Origin of the sequence: Bradyrhizobium erythrophlei (assembly GCF_900129425.1) — a bacterium.
Lineage (GTDB): Bacteria > Pseudomonadota > Alphaproteobacteria > Rhizobiales > Xanthobacteraceae > Bradyrhizobium > Bradyrhizobium erythrophlei_C.
Window position 1 is genome coordinate 7,628,781 of the sequence record NZ_LT670817.1, and the last position, 18,881, is coordinate 7,647,661.

Sequence of the window (18,881 nt, forward strand, 5' to 3'; positions counted from 1 at the left end):
CCTCTGCGGCCCGAGGTTCGTGTACGTCTATACGATCAGGCCTTGGATCTCGCTCGCATCGGCGCATGGGAATGTGAGCTCGAGACGGAGCGCCTGACCTGGACTTCGGGCGTCTACGACATCTTCGGCTATCCGATGGGCAACCCGCTGCGGCGCGCGAGCATCGTCGATCTCTATGTCGAGGAGTCCCGGCGCAACATGGAACTCGCTCGTGCCGAGGTGATCCGGAGCGGCCGCGCGGTATCGCTCGATGCCGAGATCAGGACCTGGCGCGGCGAAAGCCGCTGGATGCGCCTCTTGATCAACACGGACGGCGGCGGCGGACGGCGGGCGCGGATCTTCGGCTCCAAACAGGACATCACCGCCGACCGCCAGGCCATGGAGAACCTGCGGCGGCGAGCCGAAACCGATCCGCTCACCGGGCTCGCCAATCGCTCCGTCTTCCAGGCGCGCTATCGCGAGGTTGTCGGCGACAGCCTGAATCATGGTTTCGCGTCGGCACTTGTCCTGATCGACCTCGATCGTTTCAAGGAGCTCAACGATACGTTCGGCCATGCCGCCGGAGATGCATGCCTGTGTGAGGTCGCGCTGCGTCTGGGGCGGGCCTTCCGCAATGCCGGCCCGGTCGCCCGGCTCGGCGGCGACGAATTCGCGATCATCCTGCGCGTTCCGACAAACCCTGCCCGGATCGCACACGTGCTGCAGCAGACCGTCGTGATGTTGAGCCGACCGCTTTTCTGGAACGGTCTTCGCCTCGAGGTCAGCGCCTCGATCGGAGCTGCTCTCGTCGGCCGCCCGCATTGCCGGCCGATCACCGAATTATTCGCGGAAGCCGACATTGCGCTCTACGATGCGAAGGCCGCCGGCCGCAACAAGGTCCATCTGTTCGGCGACGAGGGGCATAGCCGGGCGGCTTAGAGCCGGTTGCGGAGAACGCTGGAGGAGCGTCGTTGTGTACGCTTCCTTGTCCTTCGGTATTCAGTCGAGGGCCCGGTGATGCGCGGAGGGGACGAGACGCCAATCGACGCATTCGTCGAGCAGGACCTTCACGAGGCCGCTTCAACCATTCGCGTCTTGGCTTCCTCCAGGAAAGCGATGACGTGCTCCCGCGTCACCAACGGAAACCCTTCGAGGAAATCGTCGATCGACTCACCTGCTTCGAGATAGTCAAGCAAGGTTTGCACCGGAACTCTTGTCCCGTGAAACACGGCGGAGCCGCCCATGATTTCGGGGCTGCGTGAGATGATCGGCTGTTTCATGTCAGGAGATTACACCTCGCCTCCGGCGACGCGCAATGAAGACAGGTAATCGAAGGACAAGACAACCAGTCGTCCAGAAATGGCGCGCCCGAAGAGATTCGAACTCCTGACCCCTAGATTCGTAGTCTAGTGCTCTATCCAGCTGAGCTACGGGCGCGTGTTTCGCGGGCATTTCGGGGCGCAGGGCCCTGGCGATGCCGCATGCATTCGACAAACATGTGAGAGGTCGCGAAAGCGCGCCATAGCTACCGGCTTGGAGCGGGCTTGGCAAGGTCCGGAAAGCGCGATCTGCCGGGGCCTGATGTGCCCGTCATTCCGGGGCGCGCGGCGGCGCGAACCCGGAATCTCGCGCGATTTACCTCGGGATTCCGGGTTCGATGCTTCGCATCGCCCCGGAATGACGATGAGGAGGCGCCCCGGAATGACGAAGACAGGTCGCGGTGCCCTGCGGATGACGACCGTCGGCGGAACAGGCCGCCTTTGGCTACGCCCGCGCCCGCTCGTTGCGCACGCTCAGCAGTTCCACCGGCCGGTCCGGAATCGCGATCCGGAAGGTGGCGCCGATGGTGCCTTCGACCAGATGGATTTCGCCGCCATGGGCGCGGACCAGTTCGGCGGCGATCGCGAGGCCGAGCCCGCTGCCGCCGGGCCGCCCGGAAGTCTGGAACGCCTCGAACAGGTGGTCGCGGGCCTTTTGCGGCACGCCGGGGCCGGTATCGGACACCTCGACGATCGCGACGGTGCCTTCGCGGCGGCCGGTGATGCGGATCTGCGTGCTCGCGAAGTCGCCCCTGGGGCGGTTTTCGAGCGCCTGCGCGGCGTTGCGCACCAGATTGAGCAGCACGCGAAACAGCTGATCGGGATCGGCGTCGATGGTCAGCCCGCGCTCGATCGCGCTGATCCAGGTGATCGACGCATCCGAAGCTAGCCCTGCTGATTCGCGGACCTCGGCGACCACGCTCTCGATCAGGATCATGCGGCGGTCGGGGGCGGCCTCCTGGGCGCGGCCATAGGACAGCGTCGACTGGCAGAACGCGATGGCGCGCTCCAGCGAGCGCATCAGTTTCGGCGCGAAGCGCTGCACCCGCGGATCGGGCACGCTTGCGAGCTGGTCCGACAGCAGCTGCGAGGACGCCAGCAGGTTGCGCAGATCGTGGTTGATCTTGGAGACCGCCAGGCCAAGGGCGGCAAGCCGGCTCTTCTGATGCAGCATCGACACCAGGTCGCGCTGCATGTCGGACAATTCGCGCTCGGCGACGCCGATCTCGTCGCCGCGCTGACTGGGCACGATGATCCGGGCCGAGCTTTCAGGATTTTCGTGGAAGCCGACCAGGCTCGCGGTCAGCCGCCGCATCGGCCGCACGAACAGGAAATGCAGCGCCAGATAGACCAGCGCGGCGGTGAGGACCGCGATCACCAGCGAGATCAGCAGCAGATTGCGGGAAAACCGGTACATCGCCTGGCGCAGCGGCGCCTCGTCGATCACGACCTCGATGAATTGCGCCCCGCCGGGCGCCGGCCCGATCACGCGGATCGCCTGGTTGCCTCGTTCCAGCATGATTTCGAAGGAATCGACGATCGCGGACCACACCGTCATGCTGCGCATGTCGACATCGTGATCGATCGCCGACGGCAGGCCGGCGCTGGCCAGCAGACGGCGCTGCTGGCCCATCTTGATGGCCACCGCGCGGGCGCCGATGCTGGTCAGGATTTGCCGCGCCAGCGAATCCGGCACCATGCCGGAAGGCGCGGCATCGAGCACCAGCGCCGCGGTGTTGGCCGCGGCCAGCCGGTCATTTAGCCGGTTGATTCGGAAATTCGCAATCGCGGGCACGTAGATCAGGATTTCCGCGATCATCACCAGCGGAATGGTGAGCAGCAAAAGCTTGCCGGACAAGCCGAGCCGGCGCGACGGCTTTGGCCGCGGCAATCGGATGGTCGGCTGTTCGTCGGTTTCTGACACTATATCTATCTGCCTTCGATGCCTCGCGTGGTGACGATGCGTCGTGCGCCCGAACCGGTCAAATTACGGTTCGATAATGTCTGCCGGTCGGGAATCTAATGCGCGCCGGCTCGGAATCCAGTGCGCGGGGCGCGGCCCCGCCATGCTCGTCCGTTTAAAAACACCGCGAAGATCAATATATTCGACGAAATTACGCCATTTCGAAGGGCTCCGAACGGATGCCCCCGCCACATTGACGAAAACCGGGCGCTCCCGTATAAGCCGCGCCAACTGTCCGCGATGACCCGGCCCGACCGGGGCGGCTCGTTTTGGGCCGGAAACGGCCCGCTTTGGGCCGGCCAGCATCGGCGGACTTACCTCAATATCAGGCAAATTGTCGGCCTTTCGGGCCGATTGTCAGCGGAGAACGACCCGTGAAGCGGACTTATCAACCCAGCAAACTGGTGCGCAAGCGCCGTCACGGCTTCCGTGCCCGCCTCGCCACGACCGGCGGCCGCAAGGTCCTCGCCGCGCGCCGTGCGCGGGGCCGCAAGCGCCTGAGCGCCTGAGCCGGGCCTCCCGGAGATACCATCATGGATCGGCTAAGGCAGCGGGCGGACTTTCTCGCCGTTGCCAATGGCGCGCGGATCAACAGCGCCGCCTTCGTGGTACAAAGCCGGTACCGCGCCGATGACGGCCCGGTCCGGGTCGGCTTCACCGTTACCAAAAAGAACGGCACCGCCACCGAGCGCAATCGGATCCGGCGCAGACTTCGCGAACTGGTGAAGCGGCTGGAGATCATATCATTGCGACCGCACAGTGATTATGTGCTAGTCGGCCGTCGTGCTGCCCTGAACCGTGACTTCGCGACCATGCTCGACGATCTCCGCTCGGCGCTCCGTCGCCTCGACCGGCCGCCATTGAAAGCGTCCAAAGCGGTTTCGAGCGAAGTGGAAACCGGTTCGCGTAAAGAAAACGCGCCATATAAAGACGATAACGCCAGCCGCAAACCACATTGAATGACGAGAGCTTGAACGATGACCGATAATCGCAACACCATCCTCGCCGTCATTCTGTCCGGCCTCGTGCTGATCGGCTGGCAATATTTCTTCAACATTCCGCAGATGGAAAAGCAGCGCGCCGCGCAGCAGATCCAGAGCGAACTGGTGAAGCCCGCGCCGCAGGCGGGAACCACGACCACGCCGCAGGCCGGCGGCGCGCCGGCGCCTGCCAACGCCCCTGCGGCAAATCAGCCCGGTTCGGCCGCGCCCGTCGTCGACCGCCAGATCGCGATTGCCTCGGAACCGCGCGTCAAGATCGACACCCCGCGGCTTTCCGGCAGCATCTCGCTGAAGGGCGCGCGGATCGACGATCTGTCGCTGGTCCAGTTCCGCGAGACCGTCGATCCGTCCTCGCCCGCGATCGTGCTGTACTCGCCCTCGGGCACGGAAGCGCCCTACTACGCCGAATTCGGCTGGGTCCCCGCGTCAGGCTCGACCGCGAAGATTCCCGACCAGAATACCGTGTGGCAGCAGGAAGGCACCGGCAGCTTGACGCCGTCCACGCCGATCACGCTGAAATATGACAATGGCGAGGGCCTCACCTTCCACCGCACCATTTCGATCGACGACCGCTATCTCTTCACCATCAAGGACGACGTGACCAATGTCGGCAATGCGCCGGTCACGCTTTACCCGTTCGCGCTGATCTCGCGGCACGGCACCCCGAAGGTTGCGGGCTACTACATCCTGCACGAAGGCCTGATCGGCTATCTCGGCGACCAGGGCCTGCAGGAATACAGCTACAAGAAGATCGACGACGCCAAGGCGGTCAGCTTCAAGGTCACCGACGGCTGGCTCGGCATCACCGACAAATATTGGGCGTCGGCGCTATTGCCCGACACGTCAGCGCAGCTGCAGGCGCGGTTCTCGTCCAACCTGGTCGGCACGGTCAGGACCTATCAGACCGACTACCTGCAGGATCCGCAGACCATCGCGATCGGCGGCACCGGCAGCGCCAACGCCCGGCTGTTCGCCGGCGCCAAGGAAGCCAGCGTCGTCGGCATCAATTTCCCGATCGGCGGTTTCGGCGGCTACAACAAGGAGCTCGGGCTCAACCACTTCGATCTCCTGATCGACTGGGGCTGGTTCTATTTCATCACCAAGCCGATGTTCCTGGCGCTGGACTTTTTCTACCATCTGGTCGGCAATTTCGGCATCGCCATCCTCCTGGTGACGGTACTGGTGAAGCTCTTGTTCTTCCCGCTTGCCAACAAGTCCTACGCGTCGATGGCGAAGATGAAATCGGTGCAGCCGCAGCTGGCCGCGCTGAAGGAACGCTATCCCGACGACAAGGTGAAGCAGCAGCAGGAGATGATGGAAATCTACAAGAAGGAGAAGATCAACCCGATCGCCGGTTGTCTTCCCGTCGCCTTGCAGATTCCGGTGTTCTTTTCGCTCTACAAGGTGCTGTTCGTCACCATCGAAATGCGCCACGCGCCGTTCTTCGGCTGGATCAAGGACCTGTCGGCGCCCGATCCGACCAACCTGTTCACGCTGTTCGGCCTGCTGCATTTCGATCCGACCACGCTGCCGGTGTTCGGGCATTACCTCGCGCTCGGCATCTGGCCGATGATCATGGGCGTGACGATGTGGTTCCAGATGAAGCTCAACCCGACGCCGCCGGATCCGACCCAGAAGCTGATCTTCTCGTGGATGCCGCTGATCTTCACCTTCATGCTGGCGGGCTTCCCGGCCGGCCTGGTGATCTACTGGGCCTGGAACAACACGCTCTCGGTGCTGCAGCAGAGCTTCATCATGCGCCGCAATGGCGTGAAGGTTGAATTGTTCGACAATCTGAAAGCGACCTTCATGCCGAAGAAGGCCGTGTCGAAAAGCTGACAAGCGCTTTCGATGGGTGGGTGCAGGACGCGGGATTTCCAACCCGTCATGGCCGGGCTTGTCCCGGCCATCCACGTCCTCCTCTCGCTAAGGCCACAAGACGTGGATGCCCGGGACAAGCCCGGGCATGACGACGAATGAAAGCCTTCGCATGACCGCCGAATCCGATGCGAAGCTGATGGAACAAGGGCGAAAACTGTTCGCGGGCGACTGGCAGTTCTTCTGGGCCTCGCCCTCGATCGAAACGCTGCCGCCGATGGCGGGCATGGAGGTCGCCTTCGCCGGCCGCTCCAATGTCGGCAAATCGAGCCTGATCAACGCACTGACGGGACGCAACGCGCTGGCGCGGACCTCGCATACGCCGGGCCGCACCCAGGAACTGATCTTCTTCGAGGGTCCCGACAAAGCCGGCTTCCGGCTGGTCGACATGCCCGGTTACGGCTACGCCTCGGCGCCGAAGGCCAAGGTCGCGTCGTGGACCGCGCTGATCCATCAATTCCTGCAGGGCCGCAGCAGCCTGGCGCGGGTCTATGTGCTGATCGACGCGCGGCACGGCTTCAAGGAAGTCGATCTCGATGTCCTGAAGACGCTCGACAAGTCAGCCGTGAGCTATCAGGTCGTGCTCACCAAGGCCGATCAGGTGAAGCCGGCCGAGCTGGAAACAACTTTCGCGGCCGTCACCGCCGCATTGGCCAAACACCCCGCCGCCTTTCCGGAAGTTCTGGTGACCTCCTCGCGCACCGGCGCCGGGATGGCGGAATTGCGCGCCGCGATGGTGCGGCTGCTCGGCGAGCGCAGCCGATGATGGCTCCTCGCCTGTTTCGCATCCTGATCATTCTGGCCGGAATCATGGGCGCCGACGGCATCATCCTGGCGGCGGCCTCCGCGCATCAGCCCGATGCGGCGCGGCTGGCGTCGGCGTCATCGATGCTGCTGTTTCACGCCACCGCCGTGCTTGCGGTGGTGGCGCTGAGCGAACGCGGCGTCATCCATCTCCGGATCGCCATCGCGGCCGGATTCGGTTTCGTGATCGCGGCCACACTGTTCGCGACCGACCTGACGCTGCGGCAATATGCCGGCCACAGCCTGTTTCCGATGGCCGCGCCGACAGGCGGCACGCTGCTGATCGTGAGCTGGCTGCTGCTCGCGGTGGCGGCGGCCTGGCCGCGGCAGGTGTGAAGGCTTCGTGTCCCGGACGCGGTGCAGCGCTTTTCGCGCTGCTCCGGGACCCACATCCCGTTAGATGGACCCCGGATCAGCAGCGCACCACGCCGCGAAGTGCGGCGCGCTGCGCAGCATCCGGGGAATGGCCCGTTGTTACCGGAAGGTGAAGAGACCGCGACCGACACACTTTGCGTGGTGCCCGCCAATCGGATAGAAACCGCCCCACCCCGCTGACCACGAGACCCCCTTCATGACCGACCTGTCGCATATCAGTCCGCTCGACCAGGCCCGAATCCTGTCCGAGGCGCTGCCGCACATGCAGCAGTATGACGATGAAACCATCGTCATCAAATATGGTGGCCACGCCATGGGCGCGGAGGAGCTCGCGAAAGCGTTCGCGCGCGACATCGTTCTGTTGGAGCAGACCGCCATCAATCCGGTGGTGGTGCATGGCGGCGGGCCGCAGATCGCGACGATGCTGAAGCGGCTCGGCATTCAGTCGGAATTCGCCGCCGGCCTGCGCATCACCGACGCCGCCACCATCGAGATCGTCGAAATGGTGCTGGCGGGGTCGATCAACAAGCAGCTGGTCGGCTACATCAACGAGGCCGGCGGCAAGGCGGTCGGCCTGTGCGGCAAGGACGGCAACATGGTGATGGCGTCGAAGGCGACGCGCACCATGGTCGATCCGGATTCGCATATCGAAAGGGTGGTCGATCTCGGCTTCGTCGGCGAACCCGATAAGGTCGACCTGACGCTGCTGAACCAGCTGATCGGCCATGAACTGATACCGGTGCTGGCGCCGCTGGCGACCTCGAAGACGGGGCAGACCTTCAACGTCAACGCCGACACCTTTGCCGGTGCGGTCGCGGGCGCGCTGAAGGCCAAGCGGCTGTTGCTGCTGACCGACGTTCCCGGCGTGCTCGACAAGTCGAACAAGCTTATCCCGGAATTGTCGGTGAAGGACGCACGCAAGCTGATCGCCGACGGCACCATTACCGGCGGCATGATCCCGAAGGTCGAGACCTGCATCTACGCGCTCGAGCAGGGCGTCCAGGGCGTCGTCATCATCGACGGCAAGATCGCGCACGCGGTGTTGCTCGAACTGTTCACCAATGCAGGCACGGGCACGCTGATACACAAGTGACGACCGGAGCGGCCACGCGAATGAGAACCGTCATGGCCGGGCTTGTCCCGGCCTTGCTCGCGCTGCTCGCAAGCGCCGCGCCGGCCCATGCCGACTTGAAGCTCTGCAACCGCATGAGCTATGTGGTCGAGGTCGCGCTCGGCATCGACGACAAGGCCGCCACCGCGACGCGCGGCTGGTTTCGCATCGATCCCGCCGCCTGCCGCGTGGTGGCGCAGGGCACGCTGACCGCCGACCGCATCCTGCTCAACGCCCGCGCGCTCGGCGTCTACGGCTCCTCCCCGATTCCGCAGAACGGCGGCGACACGCTTTGCGTCGCGCCCGCCGATTTCGTGATCGCCGCGGCCCGCCAGTGCCGCGCCGGACAGACGCCTGCGCCCTTTACCCAGATCAACCCGACCCAAGCCGATGACGGCAACCTGGTGGCGTATCTGGCCGAGGACAGCGAATATGACGACGATCAGGCACGGCTCGCCGGCATTCAGCGGCTGCTGGTGATCGCGGGCTACGATGCGGCCCCGATCGATGGCGTCGATGGTCCGAAGACGCAGGCCGCGCTAGCCGCGTTCCTGAAAAGCCGCGGCCTGGCGCCCGATATCGTGCAGGCGCCGAATTTCTTCGCGATCATGATCGACGCGGTGCAAGCGCCGTCCCCCACCGGGCTGACCTGGTGCAACGACACGCAGCACAAGGTCATGGCCGCGGTCGGCACCGATGACGGCAAGACCGTGATCAGCCGTGGCTGGTACCGGATCGATCCCGGCAAATGCCTGCATCCCGACGTCACCGGCCAGCCCAGGCAGATCTTCTCCTTCGCCGAAGCGGTCGATGCCGAAAACCGCACCATCAAGCTCAAGGACAGGCCGCTGAACTGGGGCGGCACCACCCCGCTTTGCACGCGCGACAACAAGTTCGAGACCAGTGAACAGGGCGACTGCGGCAGCCGCGGCTTCGCCGCCACCGGCTTTGCCGCCGTCGATATGTCGAGCGGCGGCAAGACGCTGCGCTTTGCGATACCGTGATGGAAAAATTACGTTTGATATTGAGCGAGACGCCGCGCAGACGCACGATGCGCTCCCTCTCCCGTGGGGAGAGGGCTGGGGTGAGGGCGTACGGTCTATCGTTAAATCATAGCCCCTCACCCGGCGCTACGCGCCGACCTCTCCCGATGGGAGAGGTGAAGAAAGGACCATGATGCATACATTCGCCCACGTCGACACCTGGGTATTCGATCTCGACAACACGCTGTATCCGCATCACGTCAATCTGTGGCAGCAGGTCGACAAGCGGATCGGCGAGTTCGTCGCTGCATGGCTCAAGGTTTCGCCGCAGGAGGCGCGCCGGATCCAGAAGGACTATTACCTCCGCTACGGCACCACCATGCGCGGCATGATGACCGAGCATGGCGTGCACGCCGACGACTACCTCGCCTATGTCCACCAAATCGACCATTCGCCGCTGCAACCGAATCCCGCGATGGGCGCGGCCATCGCCAGACTGCCGGGGCGCAAGCTGATCCTCACCAACGGCTCGATCGACCATGCCGATAAGGTGCTGCAGCGACTCGGCCTGGCTGCGCACTTCGAAGCGGTTTTCGATATCATCGCCGCCGAGCTCGAACCGAAACCGGCGCCGCAGACCTACCGGAAATTCCTCCGGGATCACGGGGTCGATCCCGCGAAATCGGCGATGTTCGAGGATCTGGCGCGCAACCTCGTGGTCCCGCACCGGCTCGGCATGACCACGGTGCTGGTGGTGCCCGATGGCAGCCAGGAAGTCGTGCGCGAGGATTGGGAGCTGGAAGGCCGCGACGACGAGCATGTCGATTATGTCACGGACGATTTGACGGGATTTTTGGAAGGGCTGAGCGCGAAGTCATAACTCAGTTCGTCGTCCCGGCGACCCATACGCCGCGGCCTATCGGTAGAGCACAGAGCACGCCGCCGGTTGTCTTTTCCACTTCGAACACCGGGGATTATGGGTCCCTGCTTTCGCAGACGAAGGAATTGCGCTCGGCCGGGACGACGGCAGAGTGAGCCTTGACTCTCCCCCGCCAAATCCCGACAAAAGCCCCTCGCCTGCCCGAACAAAATCCGCTCTAAGGAAATCCCATGTCTCTGCCCGCGCTCGAATCCACCATCAACGCCGCGTTCGATGCCCGCGACGGCATTTCGGCCGCGACCAAGGGCGAAGTCCGCGACGCGGTGGATCATGCGCTCGAGCTGCTCGACAAGGGCGAGGCGCGGGTGGCCGAGCGCGAAACGAGCGGCAAGTGGAAAGTCAATCAGTGGCTGAAGAAGGCGGTGCTGCTGTCGTTTCGCCTCAACGACATGAGCGCGATTTCCGGCGGCCCCGGCAAGGCCTCGTGGTGGGACAAGGTGCCGTCGAAATTCGACGGCTGGGGCGAAAATCGTTTTCGCGACGCCGGTTTTCGCGCGGTGCCGGGCGCCATCGTGCGCCGCTCGGCCTTCATCGCCAAAAATGTCGTGCTGATGCCATCGTTCGTCAATCTCGGCGCCTATGTCGATGAATCGACCATGATCGATACCTGGTCCACCGTCGGCTCCTGTGCGCAGATCGGCAAGCGCGTGCACATTTCCGGTGGCGTCGGCATCGGCGGCGTGCTGGAGCCGCTGCAGGCCGAACCCGTGATCATCGAGGATGATTGCTTCATCGGCGCGCGTTCCGAAGTCGCCGAAGGCGTCATCGTGCGCAAGGGCGCGGTGCTGGCGATGGGCGTGTTCTTGGGCGCCTCGACAAAAATCGTCGACCGCGACAGCGGCGAGACCTTTGTCGGCGAAGTGCCGGAATATGCCGTGGTGGTGCCGGGCAATTTGCCGAGCCGCCCCTTGAAGAACGGCCAGCCCGGACCCTCCACCGCCTGCGCCGTCATCGTCAAGCGCGTCGACGAGCGTACCCGCGCCAAGACCAGCATCAACGAACTGCTGCGGGACTGAAATCGAACCTAGCCACCTCCTCCACCGACCAATGCACCGAATCGCGGAATTTCCCGCCATTCGGGGGTTAAGCCATGGACTGGAGCTGGTTTCTGTTCGGCTTTGGGGGACGCATCAACCGCGCCAAATACTGGCTCGCGATATTGATCGTCGTGTGCTGGATGATGTTCCTGGGCTTGCTGACGCTGGCAGTCGCAAAGGTGGTCGGCGCTCCCCCAAAATCGCTCCACCTGGGGGTCAACGACGTTTTCAGCGTCGTCGATCCCGCGTCATTCCGCGCCGCCGTCGCAGCGTTTCAACAGGGAAACCTCGCCTCCGCGGGCCATCTCATTCCGATGGTCCTTAGCGCGATCGGCACGCCGTTATTCCTGTGGGTCTATCTGGCCATCTCGATCAAGCGGCTGCACGATCGCGACAGGAGCGGCTGGTGGATGCTGCCGTTCTTTGTCGTCCCAGGCCTGTACAGCCAGTTTGTGGATCGGTTGCCTGATTCCTACGTCGTATTTCCGCTCGCCCTTGCCGTGTTCGTTCTCGGCATCTGGGGCTTCGTCGAAATGTATTGCCTGAGGGGCACCAGATGGACCAACCGGTTCGGTACCAACCCGCTGCCCAAGGTTCAGACCCGGCCGCGCTCGGCATCGTCCTGGAGGCAGCACCGCGAGGTCGAATTTATCCCTCGCACCGCTGGTCCACTGGCGGCGACGCATGTTAAGCGGGGGCATGACTGATGCCCTTTCCATTGCCCGCGACCTGCTGCGCTGTCCCTCGGTAACCCCGGCCGACGCCGGCGCGCTCGGTGTTCTTGAGACGGTGTTGAAGGACGCCGGCTTCGAGGTGCATCGCGTCACCTTCGGCGAACCCGGCACCGCCGATATCGACAACCTCTATGCCCGTATCGGCACCTCGGCTCCCCACATCACCTTTGCCGGGCATACCGACGTGGTGCCGCCGGGCGACGAGAGCGCCTGGACCCATGGCGCGTTCTCCGGTGACGTCAAGGACGGCTTTCTCTATGGACGCGGCGCCGTGGACATGAAGGGCGGGATTGCCTGCAGCGTCGCGGCGGTACTGGACTATCTCGCCGACAACGGTGGAAAGGCAAAAGGCTCGATCTCGTTCCTGATCACCGGCGACGAGGAAGACCTCTCGGTCAACGGCACCATCAAACTGCTGCAATGGGCCGCGGCGCGCGGCGAGAAATTCGACCACTGCGTGCTCGGCGAGCCCAGCAATGTCGAGGTACTCGGCGACTGCATCAAGGTCGGCCGCCGCGGCTCGCAGTCGGGCACGCTGTATGTCGACGGCGTCCAGGGCCACGTTGCCTATCCGCACCGGGCCTCGAACCCGGTGCCGGATATTTCGGCGCTGATCGTGGCGCTGAGCAATGAGCCGCTTGATCACGGCAGCGCGCAATTTCAGGCCTCGAACCTCGAATTTACCTCGGTGGATGTCGGCAATACCGCTGGCAATGTGATCCCCGGGCAGGCGCGGGCGAAATTCAACATCCGCTTCAACGATCTCCACACGCAGGATTCGCTGCGCGCGCTGGTCGAGCAGCGCCTGACGACAGCGGCCGGCAACCGGATCCGCGCGCGGATCGTGTGGGAGCCCTCCAATTCCAACGTGTTCGTGACCAAGCCCGGCGCCTTCACCGATCTCGCGGTCGCGGCGATCGAGCAGGTCACCGGCCGCAAACCGGAATTGAGCACGTCCGGCGGCACCTCGGACGCCCGCTTCATCGCGAGCTATTGTCCGGTCATCGAGTTCGGTCTGGTCGGCCAGACCATGCACCAGATCGACGAGCGCACGCCGGTCTCCGATCTGGAGAAGCTGACGAGGATCTATCGCGGCGTGCTGGATCGGTATTTCGGATAAAGTATTCCGTCATGGCCGGGCTTGTCCGGGCCATCCACGTTCTTTGAGTCTGGCCCAAAAGCTCGTCATGCCCGGGCTTGTCCCGGGCATCCACGCGCGGCGACAGCAAAAAGGCGTGGATGGCCGGGGCAAGCCCGGCCATGACGGCTTTTGAAAACTGGAGCCTAATACTCCACCCGCACCAGATAGAGTCCGTCCGGCGGCGCGACGGGGCCGCAGGCGGCGCGGTTGCGGGCGGCCAGGGCGGCGGCGAGGTCGTCGGCGCTCCAGCGGCCGTCGCCGACCCACACCAATGATCCGACCATCGAGCGCACCTGGCTGTGCAGGAACGAGCGCGCCGAGGTTACGATGTTGACGGCATCGCCGTCTCTGATGACGTCGAGCTGGTCGAGGGTCTTTTCCGGCGACTTCGCCTGGCACTCGGTGTCGCGAAACGTGGTGAAGTCGTACTTGCCGACCAGCCGCTGCGCGGCAATATGCATCGCATCGGTATCGAGCGGTCGCGGCAGCCGCCAGGCGTGACCGATGTCGAGCGCCAGATTGGCGCGGCGGTTGGCGATCCGGTAAAGATAATGCCGTCGTTTCGCGGAGAACCGCGCCTCGAAGGTATCGGGCACGATCTCCGCACTGAGCACGCCGATCGGATGCGGCCGCAGATGCGCGTTCAGGCCATCGCGAAAGCGGCCCGGCACGAAATGCTTGGCAATATCGCAATGCGCGACCTGCCCCAGCGCATGCACGCCGGCGTCGGTGCGGCCCGCGCCATGAACCCGAACCGGCTCGCCGCAGATCGCCCTGACCGCGGTCTCCAGCGCGCCCTGCACCGAAGGGCCGTTGTCCTGAAGCTGCCAGCCGCAGAACGGCGCGCCGTCATATTCGATGGTGAGTTTGTAGCGGGGCATCAATGCAACGATCTATCTCGGTTGTCATTGCCGGGCTTGACCCGGCAATCCATCGCTCTTGAAAGACTCACGTGAAGATAGATGGATACGCGGGTCAAGCCCGCGTATGACGGCTTGGCGTTCCAGTTAACTCATTCGCGCGCCGGCCTTCAGCGCCGTACCGCGCAGAAATTCTTCCGCCTTCATCACGCCCTTGCCGGCGCGCTGCAATTCGAGAATGCGGATCGCGCCTTCCTTGCAACCCACCGCGAGACGATCGTCGAGCAATTCACCCGGCGCACCCGACCCCTTCGCCACCTCGCAGCGCAGAATTTTCACCCGCGCCGGCTCGCCGTCGATGGCCAGTTCGCACCACGCGCCGGGAAACGGCGACAGTCCGTGAATATGGCGCAGCACTTCGCGCGCCGGCTTGTTCCAGTCGATCCGCGCCTCCGTCTTTTCGATTTTGGCCGCATAGGTCACGCCCTGATCGCTTTGCCTGGTGAGCTGCAGCTTGCCGCGCTCCAGCGCACCCATCGCGCGCATCATCAGATCAGCCCCGAGCGGCGCCAGCGCGTCATGCAGATCGGCCGCGGTCATGGCGTCTGTAACAGCCAGGCGCTCGGCCATCGCCACGTCGCCGGTATCGAGCCCGGCATCCATCTTCATCACCATCACGCCGGTTTCGCTATCGCCGGCCATGATGGCGCGGTTGATCGGCGCCGCCCCGCGCCAGCGCGGCAGCAGCGAGGCGTGCAGGTTGAAGCAGCCGAGCTTTGGGGTATCGAGAATAGCCTGCGGCAGGATCATGCCGTAGGCGACGACCACAGCCGCTTCCGCGTTGTGCGCGCGAAATTCGGCCTGCGCTTCCGGCGTCTTCAATGTAGCCGGATTCAGCACGGAAATGCCGAGCCGCCGCGCCTCCCGTTCGACCGGAGTGGGTTGCAGCTTCATGCCGCGCCCGGCCGGTTTTGCGACGCGGGTATACACTGCTGCGATGTCATGGCCATGGGCCACGAGTTCCAGCAGCGTCGGCACCGCGAAATCGGGCGTGCCCATGAAGATCAGGCGAAGGGGCATGTAGTGAACAATCCCGGGGAATTCAGTTTACTCGTCATGGCCGGGCTTGTCCCGGCCATCCACGTCTTTGCGTCCGCGAGAAAGAAAGGCGTGGATGCCCGGGACAAGCCCGGGCATGACGGCTGAGAGTTTCGTGGGCTCACTCCGCCGCGCGCTTGGCGGCCTTGGCGAATTTCTTCAGCACGCGGTCGCGCTTGAGCTTGGACAGATAATCCACGAACAGCACGCCGTTGAGATGGTCGATCTCGTGCTGGATGCAGGTGGCGAACAGGCCGTCGGCGTCTTCCTCCTGCACCTTGCCGTCGAGATCGGTGAAGCGGATGCGCACCTTCGCCGGCCGCTCCACTTCCTCGTAATATTCCGGGATCGACAGGCAGCCTTCCTCGTAAATCGACATTTCTTCCGACGACGACAGAATTTCCGGATTGATGAAGACGCGCGGCCGCGGCTTGCTCTCGCCGTCTTCGTCCCGTTTGGCGAGATCCATCGTAATCAGCCGCAACGGCTGGGCGACCTGAATCGCCGCAAGCCCGATTCCGGGCGCGTCGTACATGGTCTCGAGCATATCGTCGGCGAGCTTGCGCACCTCCGCCGTGACCTTCTCGATCGGTTTGGAGACGAGCCGCAACTGCTTGTCGGGAAGGATGATGATTTCTCTTAATGCCATGGCCGGCGATTTAAGCGGTTGATTTGCCGGGGTCAATCCGCTGCCACCCGCGCGTTAACGTCTCACTCACCACGAATCTTAGGCAGGCGTTAACCACGAAAATTAGTCCGGGATTAACCATAACTGTTCCCTCTTCGTTCGCGTTACGGCGCGAATCGGCTACAAGGGCCGAATGAACGAGATTCTTTTCACGATCGGCGACCTCCCGGTTCGCACAGGCGGCGCGCTGATGGCTTTCGGCGCGGCGGCGCTTTTGTTGCTGTTGATCATTACCATCGCGATCGCCCGGTCCGGCCGGCGCGGCGCCGATCTGGCGATGGCGCAGGCGATTCGCGCCGATGAGCTTGAGCAGCGCCTCAGCGAGATGCTCCGCGCCCAAAGCGAGGCCACCGGCCGTGTCGATGCGATGGGGCAGGCGCTGGCGGGCCGCCAGGCCGAGATGGCGCGCGCCGTCAACGAGCGGCTGGATTCGGTGACCCATCGCGTCGGCCAGTCGATGGAGCAGACCACGCGCAACACCATGGACTCCCTGCGCGTGCTGCACGAGCGGCTCGGCATCATCGACAATGCGCACAAAAACCTCACCGATCTCACGTCGCAGGTGACCACGCTGCGCGACGTGCTCGCCAACAAGCAGTCGCGCGGCGCGTTCGGCCAGGCGCGGATGGAGGCGATCGTCCAGGACGGCATGCCGAAGGGGTCTTACGAATTCCAGTTCACGCTCTCGTCAGGCAAACGGCCGGATTGCGTGGTGTTCCTGCCCGACCAGCGCCCGCTCTGTATCGACGCGAAATTTCCGCTGGAGGCGGTAACGGCGCTGCATGACGCGCGTTCCGATGAAGAGAAGAAAGCCGCCACCCAGCGGCTGCGCAACGACGTGATGAAGCATGTCAGCGACATCGCCGAGAAATACCTGATCACCGGCGAGACCCAGGATACCGCGCTGATGTTCGTGCCGTCGGAATCGGTTTACGCCGAAATTCACGACGGTTTCGACGACGTGATCCAGAAGGCCTATCGCGCCCGCGTGGTGCTGGTATCGCCGTCGCTCTTGATGCTGGCGATCCAGGTGATGCAGCAGATCCTCAAGGACGCGCGGATGCGCGACGCCGCCGACCAGATCCGCACCGAGGTCCTCAACCTCGGCGACGACCTCGATCGGCTGCGCGATCGCGTACTGAAGCTGCAGAACCATTTCGGCCAGGCCAACGAGGATATCAGGCAGATCCTGATCTCCGCCGACAAGATCGAAAAGCGGGCGGGGCGGATCGAGGAACTGGACTTCAGCAAGGCCGAGGCCCCCGCCGAGGCGCCGCGCGTCGTCAAGCCAGCCGCGCCCGAGTTGTTTCCATTGCCGCGCAAGTTGCAGGCGGGGGAGTAGGGCAGGCGAAATAAGGTGTTGTCCCGCGACATACCAGGTGTCATCGCCCGGCTTCTTTCCCTTCTCCCCTTGTGGGAGAAGGTGGCGCGGACAGCGTCCGCGCCGGATGAGGGGTCTCTACCCGCGGAGACAGACCCCTCACCCGTCTCGAATTCGCTGCGCTCATTCGAGCCACCCTCTCCCACAAGGGGAGAGGGGAAGAAGCGCGAATCTGCTAGCACTGCGGTATGATCAACGCGCCAGACCGCCCGCCTGAAAACACCGCAACTCCCCCCTCTCCCGCCTCCTGGCGCGATGGGCTTGCCGTGTATCTGCAGCGGCGGGTGCTGATCGTTCTGCTGCTCGGGTTTTCCTCCGGGCTGCCGCTGGCGCTGTCGGGTTCCACGCTGCTGGTGTGGATGCGCGAGTCCGGCGTCGACCTCGGCACCATCGGACTGTTCGCGCTGGTCGGGACGCCCTACACGCTGAAATTCCTCTGGGCGCCGCTGGTCGATGCGCTGCATGTGCCGTTCTTCACCCGCGCCTTCGGCCGCCGGCGCGGCTGGCTGGTGTTCTCGCAATTGCTGCTGATCGTCGCGATCCTGCTCTTGGCGCTGACCGACCCGGCGCGCTCGCCATTATTCGTTGCACTCGGCGCGCTGCTGGTGGCGGCGATGTCGTCGACCCAGGACATCGTGGTCGACGCCTTTCGCGTCGAAAGCTTGCCCGAGAGCGAGCAGGCCGCCGGCATGGCATCCTATGTCGCGGCCTACCGCATCGGCATGCTGGTCTCGACCGCGGGTGCGCTGTTTCTCGTGAGCGCATTCGAGAGCACCGGCATCGCGCGTTCCTCGGCATGGACGTGGGGCTATGTGGTGATGGCAGCGATGGTGCTGATCGGCACCGCCACGGCGCTGTCGGCCACCGAGCCCGAGCAATCGGCGCGCGCGGAGGCCGCGACGCGCACCGAGACCGCCTTCGCACGCGTGATCCATGCCGCGGCCGGTGCATTCTCCGAATTTCTCGCCCGCAAGGATGCTCTCGCGGCGCTCGCCTTCGTGGTGCTCTACAAATTCACCGACGCGTTTTCCGGCACCATGACCGCGCCATTCGTGATCGATCTCGGCTTTTCCCGCAACGATTACGCCGCCATCGTCAAGGGCGTTGGCCTTGCCGCGACCCTGATCGGTGGTTTCGCCGGCGGCTTTCTGGCGCGGCGGTATTCGCTGGCGGCGAGCCTGTGGATCGGCGGCGTGCTGCAGGCCGTCGCCAATCTCTCGTTCTCGTGGCTGGCGCTGGCCGGCGTCAACCAATGGGCGCTGGCGTTCGCCATCACGGCGGAAAATTTCACCAGCGCCATCGGCACCGTGATCTTCGTCGCCTACCTGTCGGCGCTGTGCCAGAACCCGCTCCACACCGCGACGCACTACGCGCTGCTCACGGCCCTCGCCGCGGTGGGGCGCACCTATCTGTCTTCCGGCGCGGGTTTTGTGGCGAAGGCGACCGGCTGGCCGCTGTTCTTTGCGATCTGCGTCCTGGTCGCGGTGCCGAGCCTGATGCTGCTGGCCTGGCTGCAGCGGCGCGGGCATTTTGCGGCGCTGGAGGCGAGGGTTTAAGAATCGTCATGGCCGGGCTTGTCCCGGCCACCC

19 protein-coding genes and 1 tRNA gene are annotated in these 18,881 nt (G+C 64.2%); 14 read left to right on the forward strand and 6 right to left on the reverse strand.

What is annotated here, in order from left to right; genetic code table 11:
• Positions 1 to 42 precede the first annotated feature (42 nt).
• Complete coding sequence (locus tag B5527_RS36235; protein ID WP_245332384.1) at positions 43 to 918, forward strand: GGDEF domain-containing protein; 876 nt, start codon at positions 43 to 45, stop codon at positions 916 to 918.
• Positions 919 to 1,046: 128 nt separating this feature from the next.
• Here the strand turns inward: B5527_RS36235 and B5527_RS36240 are convergent, their stop codons facing one another.
• The 3 genes from B5527_RS36240 to B5527_RS36250 all read right to left on the reverse strand — a co-directional run bounded on the left by B5527_RS36240 (position 1,047) and on the right by B5527_RS36250 (position 3,222).
• Positions 1,047 to 1,259, reverse strand: a complete 213-nt coding sequence (locus B5527_RS36240; RefSeq protein ID WP_079605767.1) for a DUF433 domain-containing protein — start codon at positions 1,257 to 1,259, stop codon at positions 1,047 to 1,049.
• Between the two features lie 80 nt (positions 1,260 to 1,339).
• A tRNA-Arg gene (locus B5527_RS36245) sits at positions 1,340 to 1,416 on the reverse strand.
• 327 nt (positions 1,417 to 1,743) lie between these two features.
• Positions 1,744 to 3,222 (reverse strand): sensor histidine kinase, encoded by a 1,479-nt coding sequence (locus tag B5527_RS36250; RefSeq protein WP_079605768.1) that lies wholly within the window; start codon positions 3,220 to 3,222, stop codon positions 1,744 to 1,746.
• A 413-nt stretch (positions 3,223 to 3,635) separates the two neighbouring features.
• Between B5527_RS36250 and rpmH the strand changes: the two genes are divergently transcribed.
• From rpmH to dapE, 11 genes are all read left to right on the forward strand, one after another.
• On the forward strand, positions 3,636 to 3,770 hold the full coding sequence (rpmH, locus tag B5527_RS36260) for a 50S ribosomal protein L34 (RefSeq protein ID WP_006609582.1): 135 nt from the start codon (positions 3,636 to 3,638) through the stop codon (positions 3,768 to 3,770).
• Positions 3,771 to 3,794: 24 nt separating this feature from the next.
• Positions 3,795 to 4,220 (forward strand): ribonuclease P protein component, encoded by a 426-nt coding sequence (gene rnpA / locus B5527_RS36265; protein ID WP_079605770.1) that lies wholly within the window; start codon positions 3,795 to 3,797, stop codon positions 4,218 to 4,220.
• A gap of 18 nt (positions 4,221 to 4,238) precedes the next feature.
• Complete coding sequence (gene yidC / locus B5527_RS36270) at positions 4,239 to 6,101, forward strand: membrane protein insertase YidC (protein ID WP_079605771.1); 1,863 nt, start codon at positions 4,239 to 4,241, stop codon at positions 6,099 to 6,101.
• Positions 6,102 to 6,252: 151 nt separating this feature from the next.
• A complete protein-coding gene (gene yihA, locus B5527_RS36275; protein ID WP_079605772.1) occupies positions 6,253 to 6,906 on the forward strand; it encodes a ribosome biogenesis GTP-binding protein YihA/YsxC in 654 nt (217 codons plus the stop codon).
• Complete coding sequence (locus B5527_RS36280) at positions 6,903 to 7,280, forward strand: DUF423 domain-containing protein (protein ID WP_079605773.1); 378 nt, start codon at positions 6,903 to 6,905, stop codon at positions 7,278 to 7,280. The genes yihA and B5527_RS36280 overlap by 4 nt, the downstream gene beginning before the upstream one ends.
• Positions 7,281 to 7,515: 235 nt before the next feature.
• Positions 7,516 to 8,412 carry an acetylglutamate kinase gene (gene argB / locus B5527_RS36285; RefSeq protein ID WP_079605774.1) on the forward strand — a complete coding sequence of 299 codons (897 nt, stop codon included), beginning with the start codon at positions 7,516 to 7,518 and terminating at the stop codon, positions 8,410 to 8,412.
• 32 nt (positions 8,413 to 8,444) lie between these two features.
• Positions 8,445 to 9,434 carry a DUF1036 domain-containing protein gene (locus tag B5527_RS36290; protein ID WP_154072702.1) on the forward strand — a complete coding sequence of 330 codons (990 nt, stop codon included), beginning with the start codon at positions 8,445 to 8,447 and terminating at the stop codon, positions 9,432 to 9,434.
• A 169-nt stretch (positions 9,435 to 9,603) separates the two neighbouring features.
• Complete coding sequence (locus B5527_RS36295) at positions 9,604 to 10,293, forward strand: pyrimidine 5'-nucleotidase (protein WP_079605775.1); 690 nt, start codon at positions 9,604 to 9,606, stop codon at positions 10,291 to 10,293.
• A gap of 230 nt (positions 10,294 to 10,523) precedes the next feature.
• Positions 10,524 to 11,369 (forward strand): 2,3,4,5-tetrahydropyridine-2,6-dicarboxylate N-succinyltransferase, encoded by an 846-nt coding sequence (gene dapD / locus B5527_RS36300; RefSeq protein WP_079605776.1) that lies wholly within the window; start codon positions 10,524 to 10,526, stop codon positions 11,367 to 11,369.
• A 74-nt stretch (positions 11,370 to 11,443) separates the two neighbouring features.
• On the forward strand, positions 11,444 to 12,097 hold the full coding sequence (locus B5527_RS36305; protein WP_079605777.1) for a DUF805 domain-containing protein: 654 nt from the start codon (positions 11,444 to 11,446) through the stop codon (positions 12,095 to 12,097).
• Complete coding sequence (gene dapE / locus B5527_RS36310; protein WP_079605778.1) at positions 12,090 to 13,244, forward strand: succinyl-diaminopimelate desuccinylase; 1,155 nt, start codon at positions 12,090 to 12,092, stop codon at positions 13,242 to 13,244. The genes B5527_RS36305 and dapE overlap by 8 nt, the downstream gene beginning before the upstream one ends.
• Before the next feature lie 164 nt (positions 13,245 to 13,408).
• On the opposite strand, the gene truA is transcribed toward dapE, so the two are convergent.
• The 3 genes from truA to def all read right to left on the reverse strand — a co-directional run bounded on the left by truA (position 13,409) and on the right by def (position 15,872).
• Positions 13,409 to 14,146 (reverse strand): tRNA pseudouridine(38-40) synthase TruA, encoded by a 738-nt coding sequence (gene truA / locus B5527_RS36315; protein ID WP_079605779.1) that lies wholly within the window; start codon positions 14,144 to 14,146, stop codon positions 13,409 to 13,411.
• A 126-nt stretch (positions 14,147 to 14,272) separates the two neighbouring features.
• Positions 14,273 to 15,205 carry a methionyl-tRNA formyltransferase gene (fmt, locus tag B5527_RS36320; protein ID WP_079605780.1) on the reverse strand — a complete coding sequence of 311 codons (933 nt, stop codon included), beginning with the start codon at positions 15,203 to 15,205 and terminating at the stop codon, positions 14,273 to 14,275.
• A 139-nt stretch (positions 15,206 to 15,344) separates the two neighbouring features.
• Complete coding sequence (gene def / locus B5527_RS36325) at positions 15,345 to 15,872, reverse strand: peptide deformylase (protein WP_079605781.1); 528 nt, start codon at positions 15,870 to 15,872, stop codon at positions 15,345 to 15,347.
• A gap of 172 nt (positions 15,873 to 16,044) precedes the next feature.
• Between def and B5527_RS36330 the strand changes: the two genes are divergently transcribed.
• Positions 16,045 to 17,253 (forward strand): DNA recombination protein RmuC, encoded by a 1,209-nt coding sequence (locus B5527_RS36330; RefSeq protein ID WP_079605782.1) that lies wholly within the window; start codon positions 16,045 to 16,047, stop codon positions 17,251 to 17,253.
• A gap of 227 nt (positions 17,254 to 17,480) precedes the next feature.
• A complete protein-coding gene (locus B5527_RS36335; RefSeq protein WP_154072703.1) occupies positions 17,481 to 18,848 on the forward strand; it encodes an AmpG family muropeptide MFS transporter in 1,368 nt (455 codons plus the stop codon).
• Positions 18,849 to 18,881 lie beyond the last annotated feature (33 nt).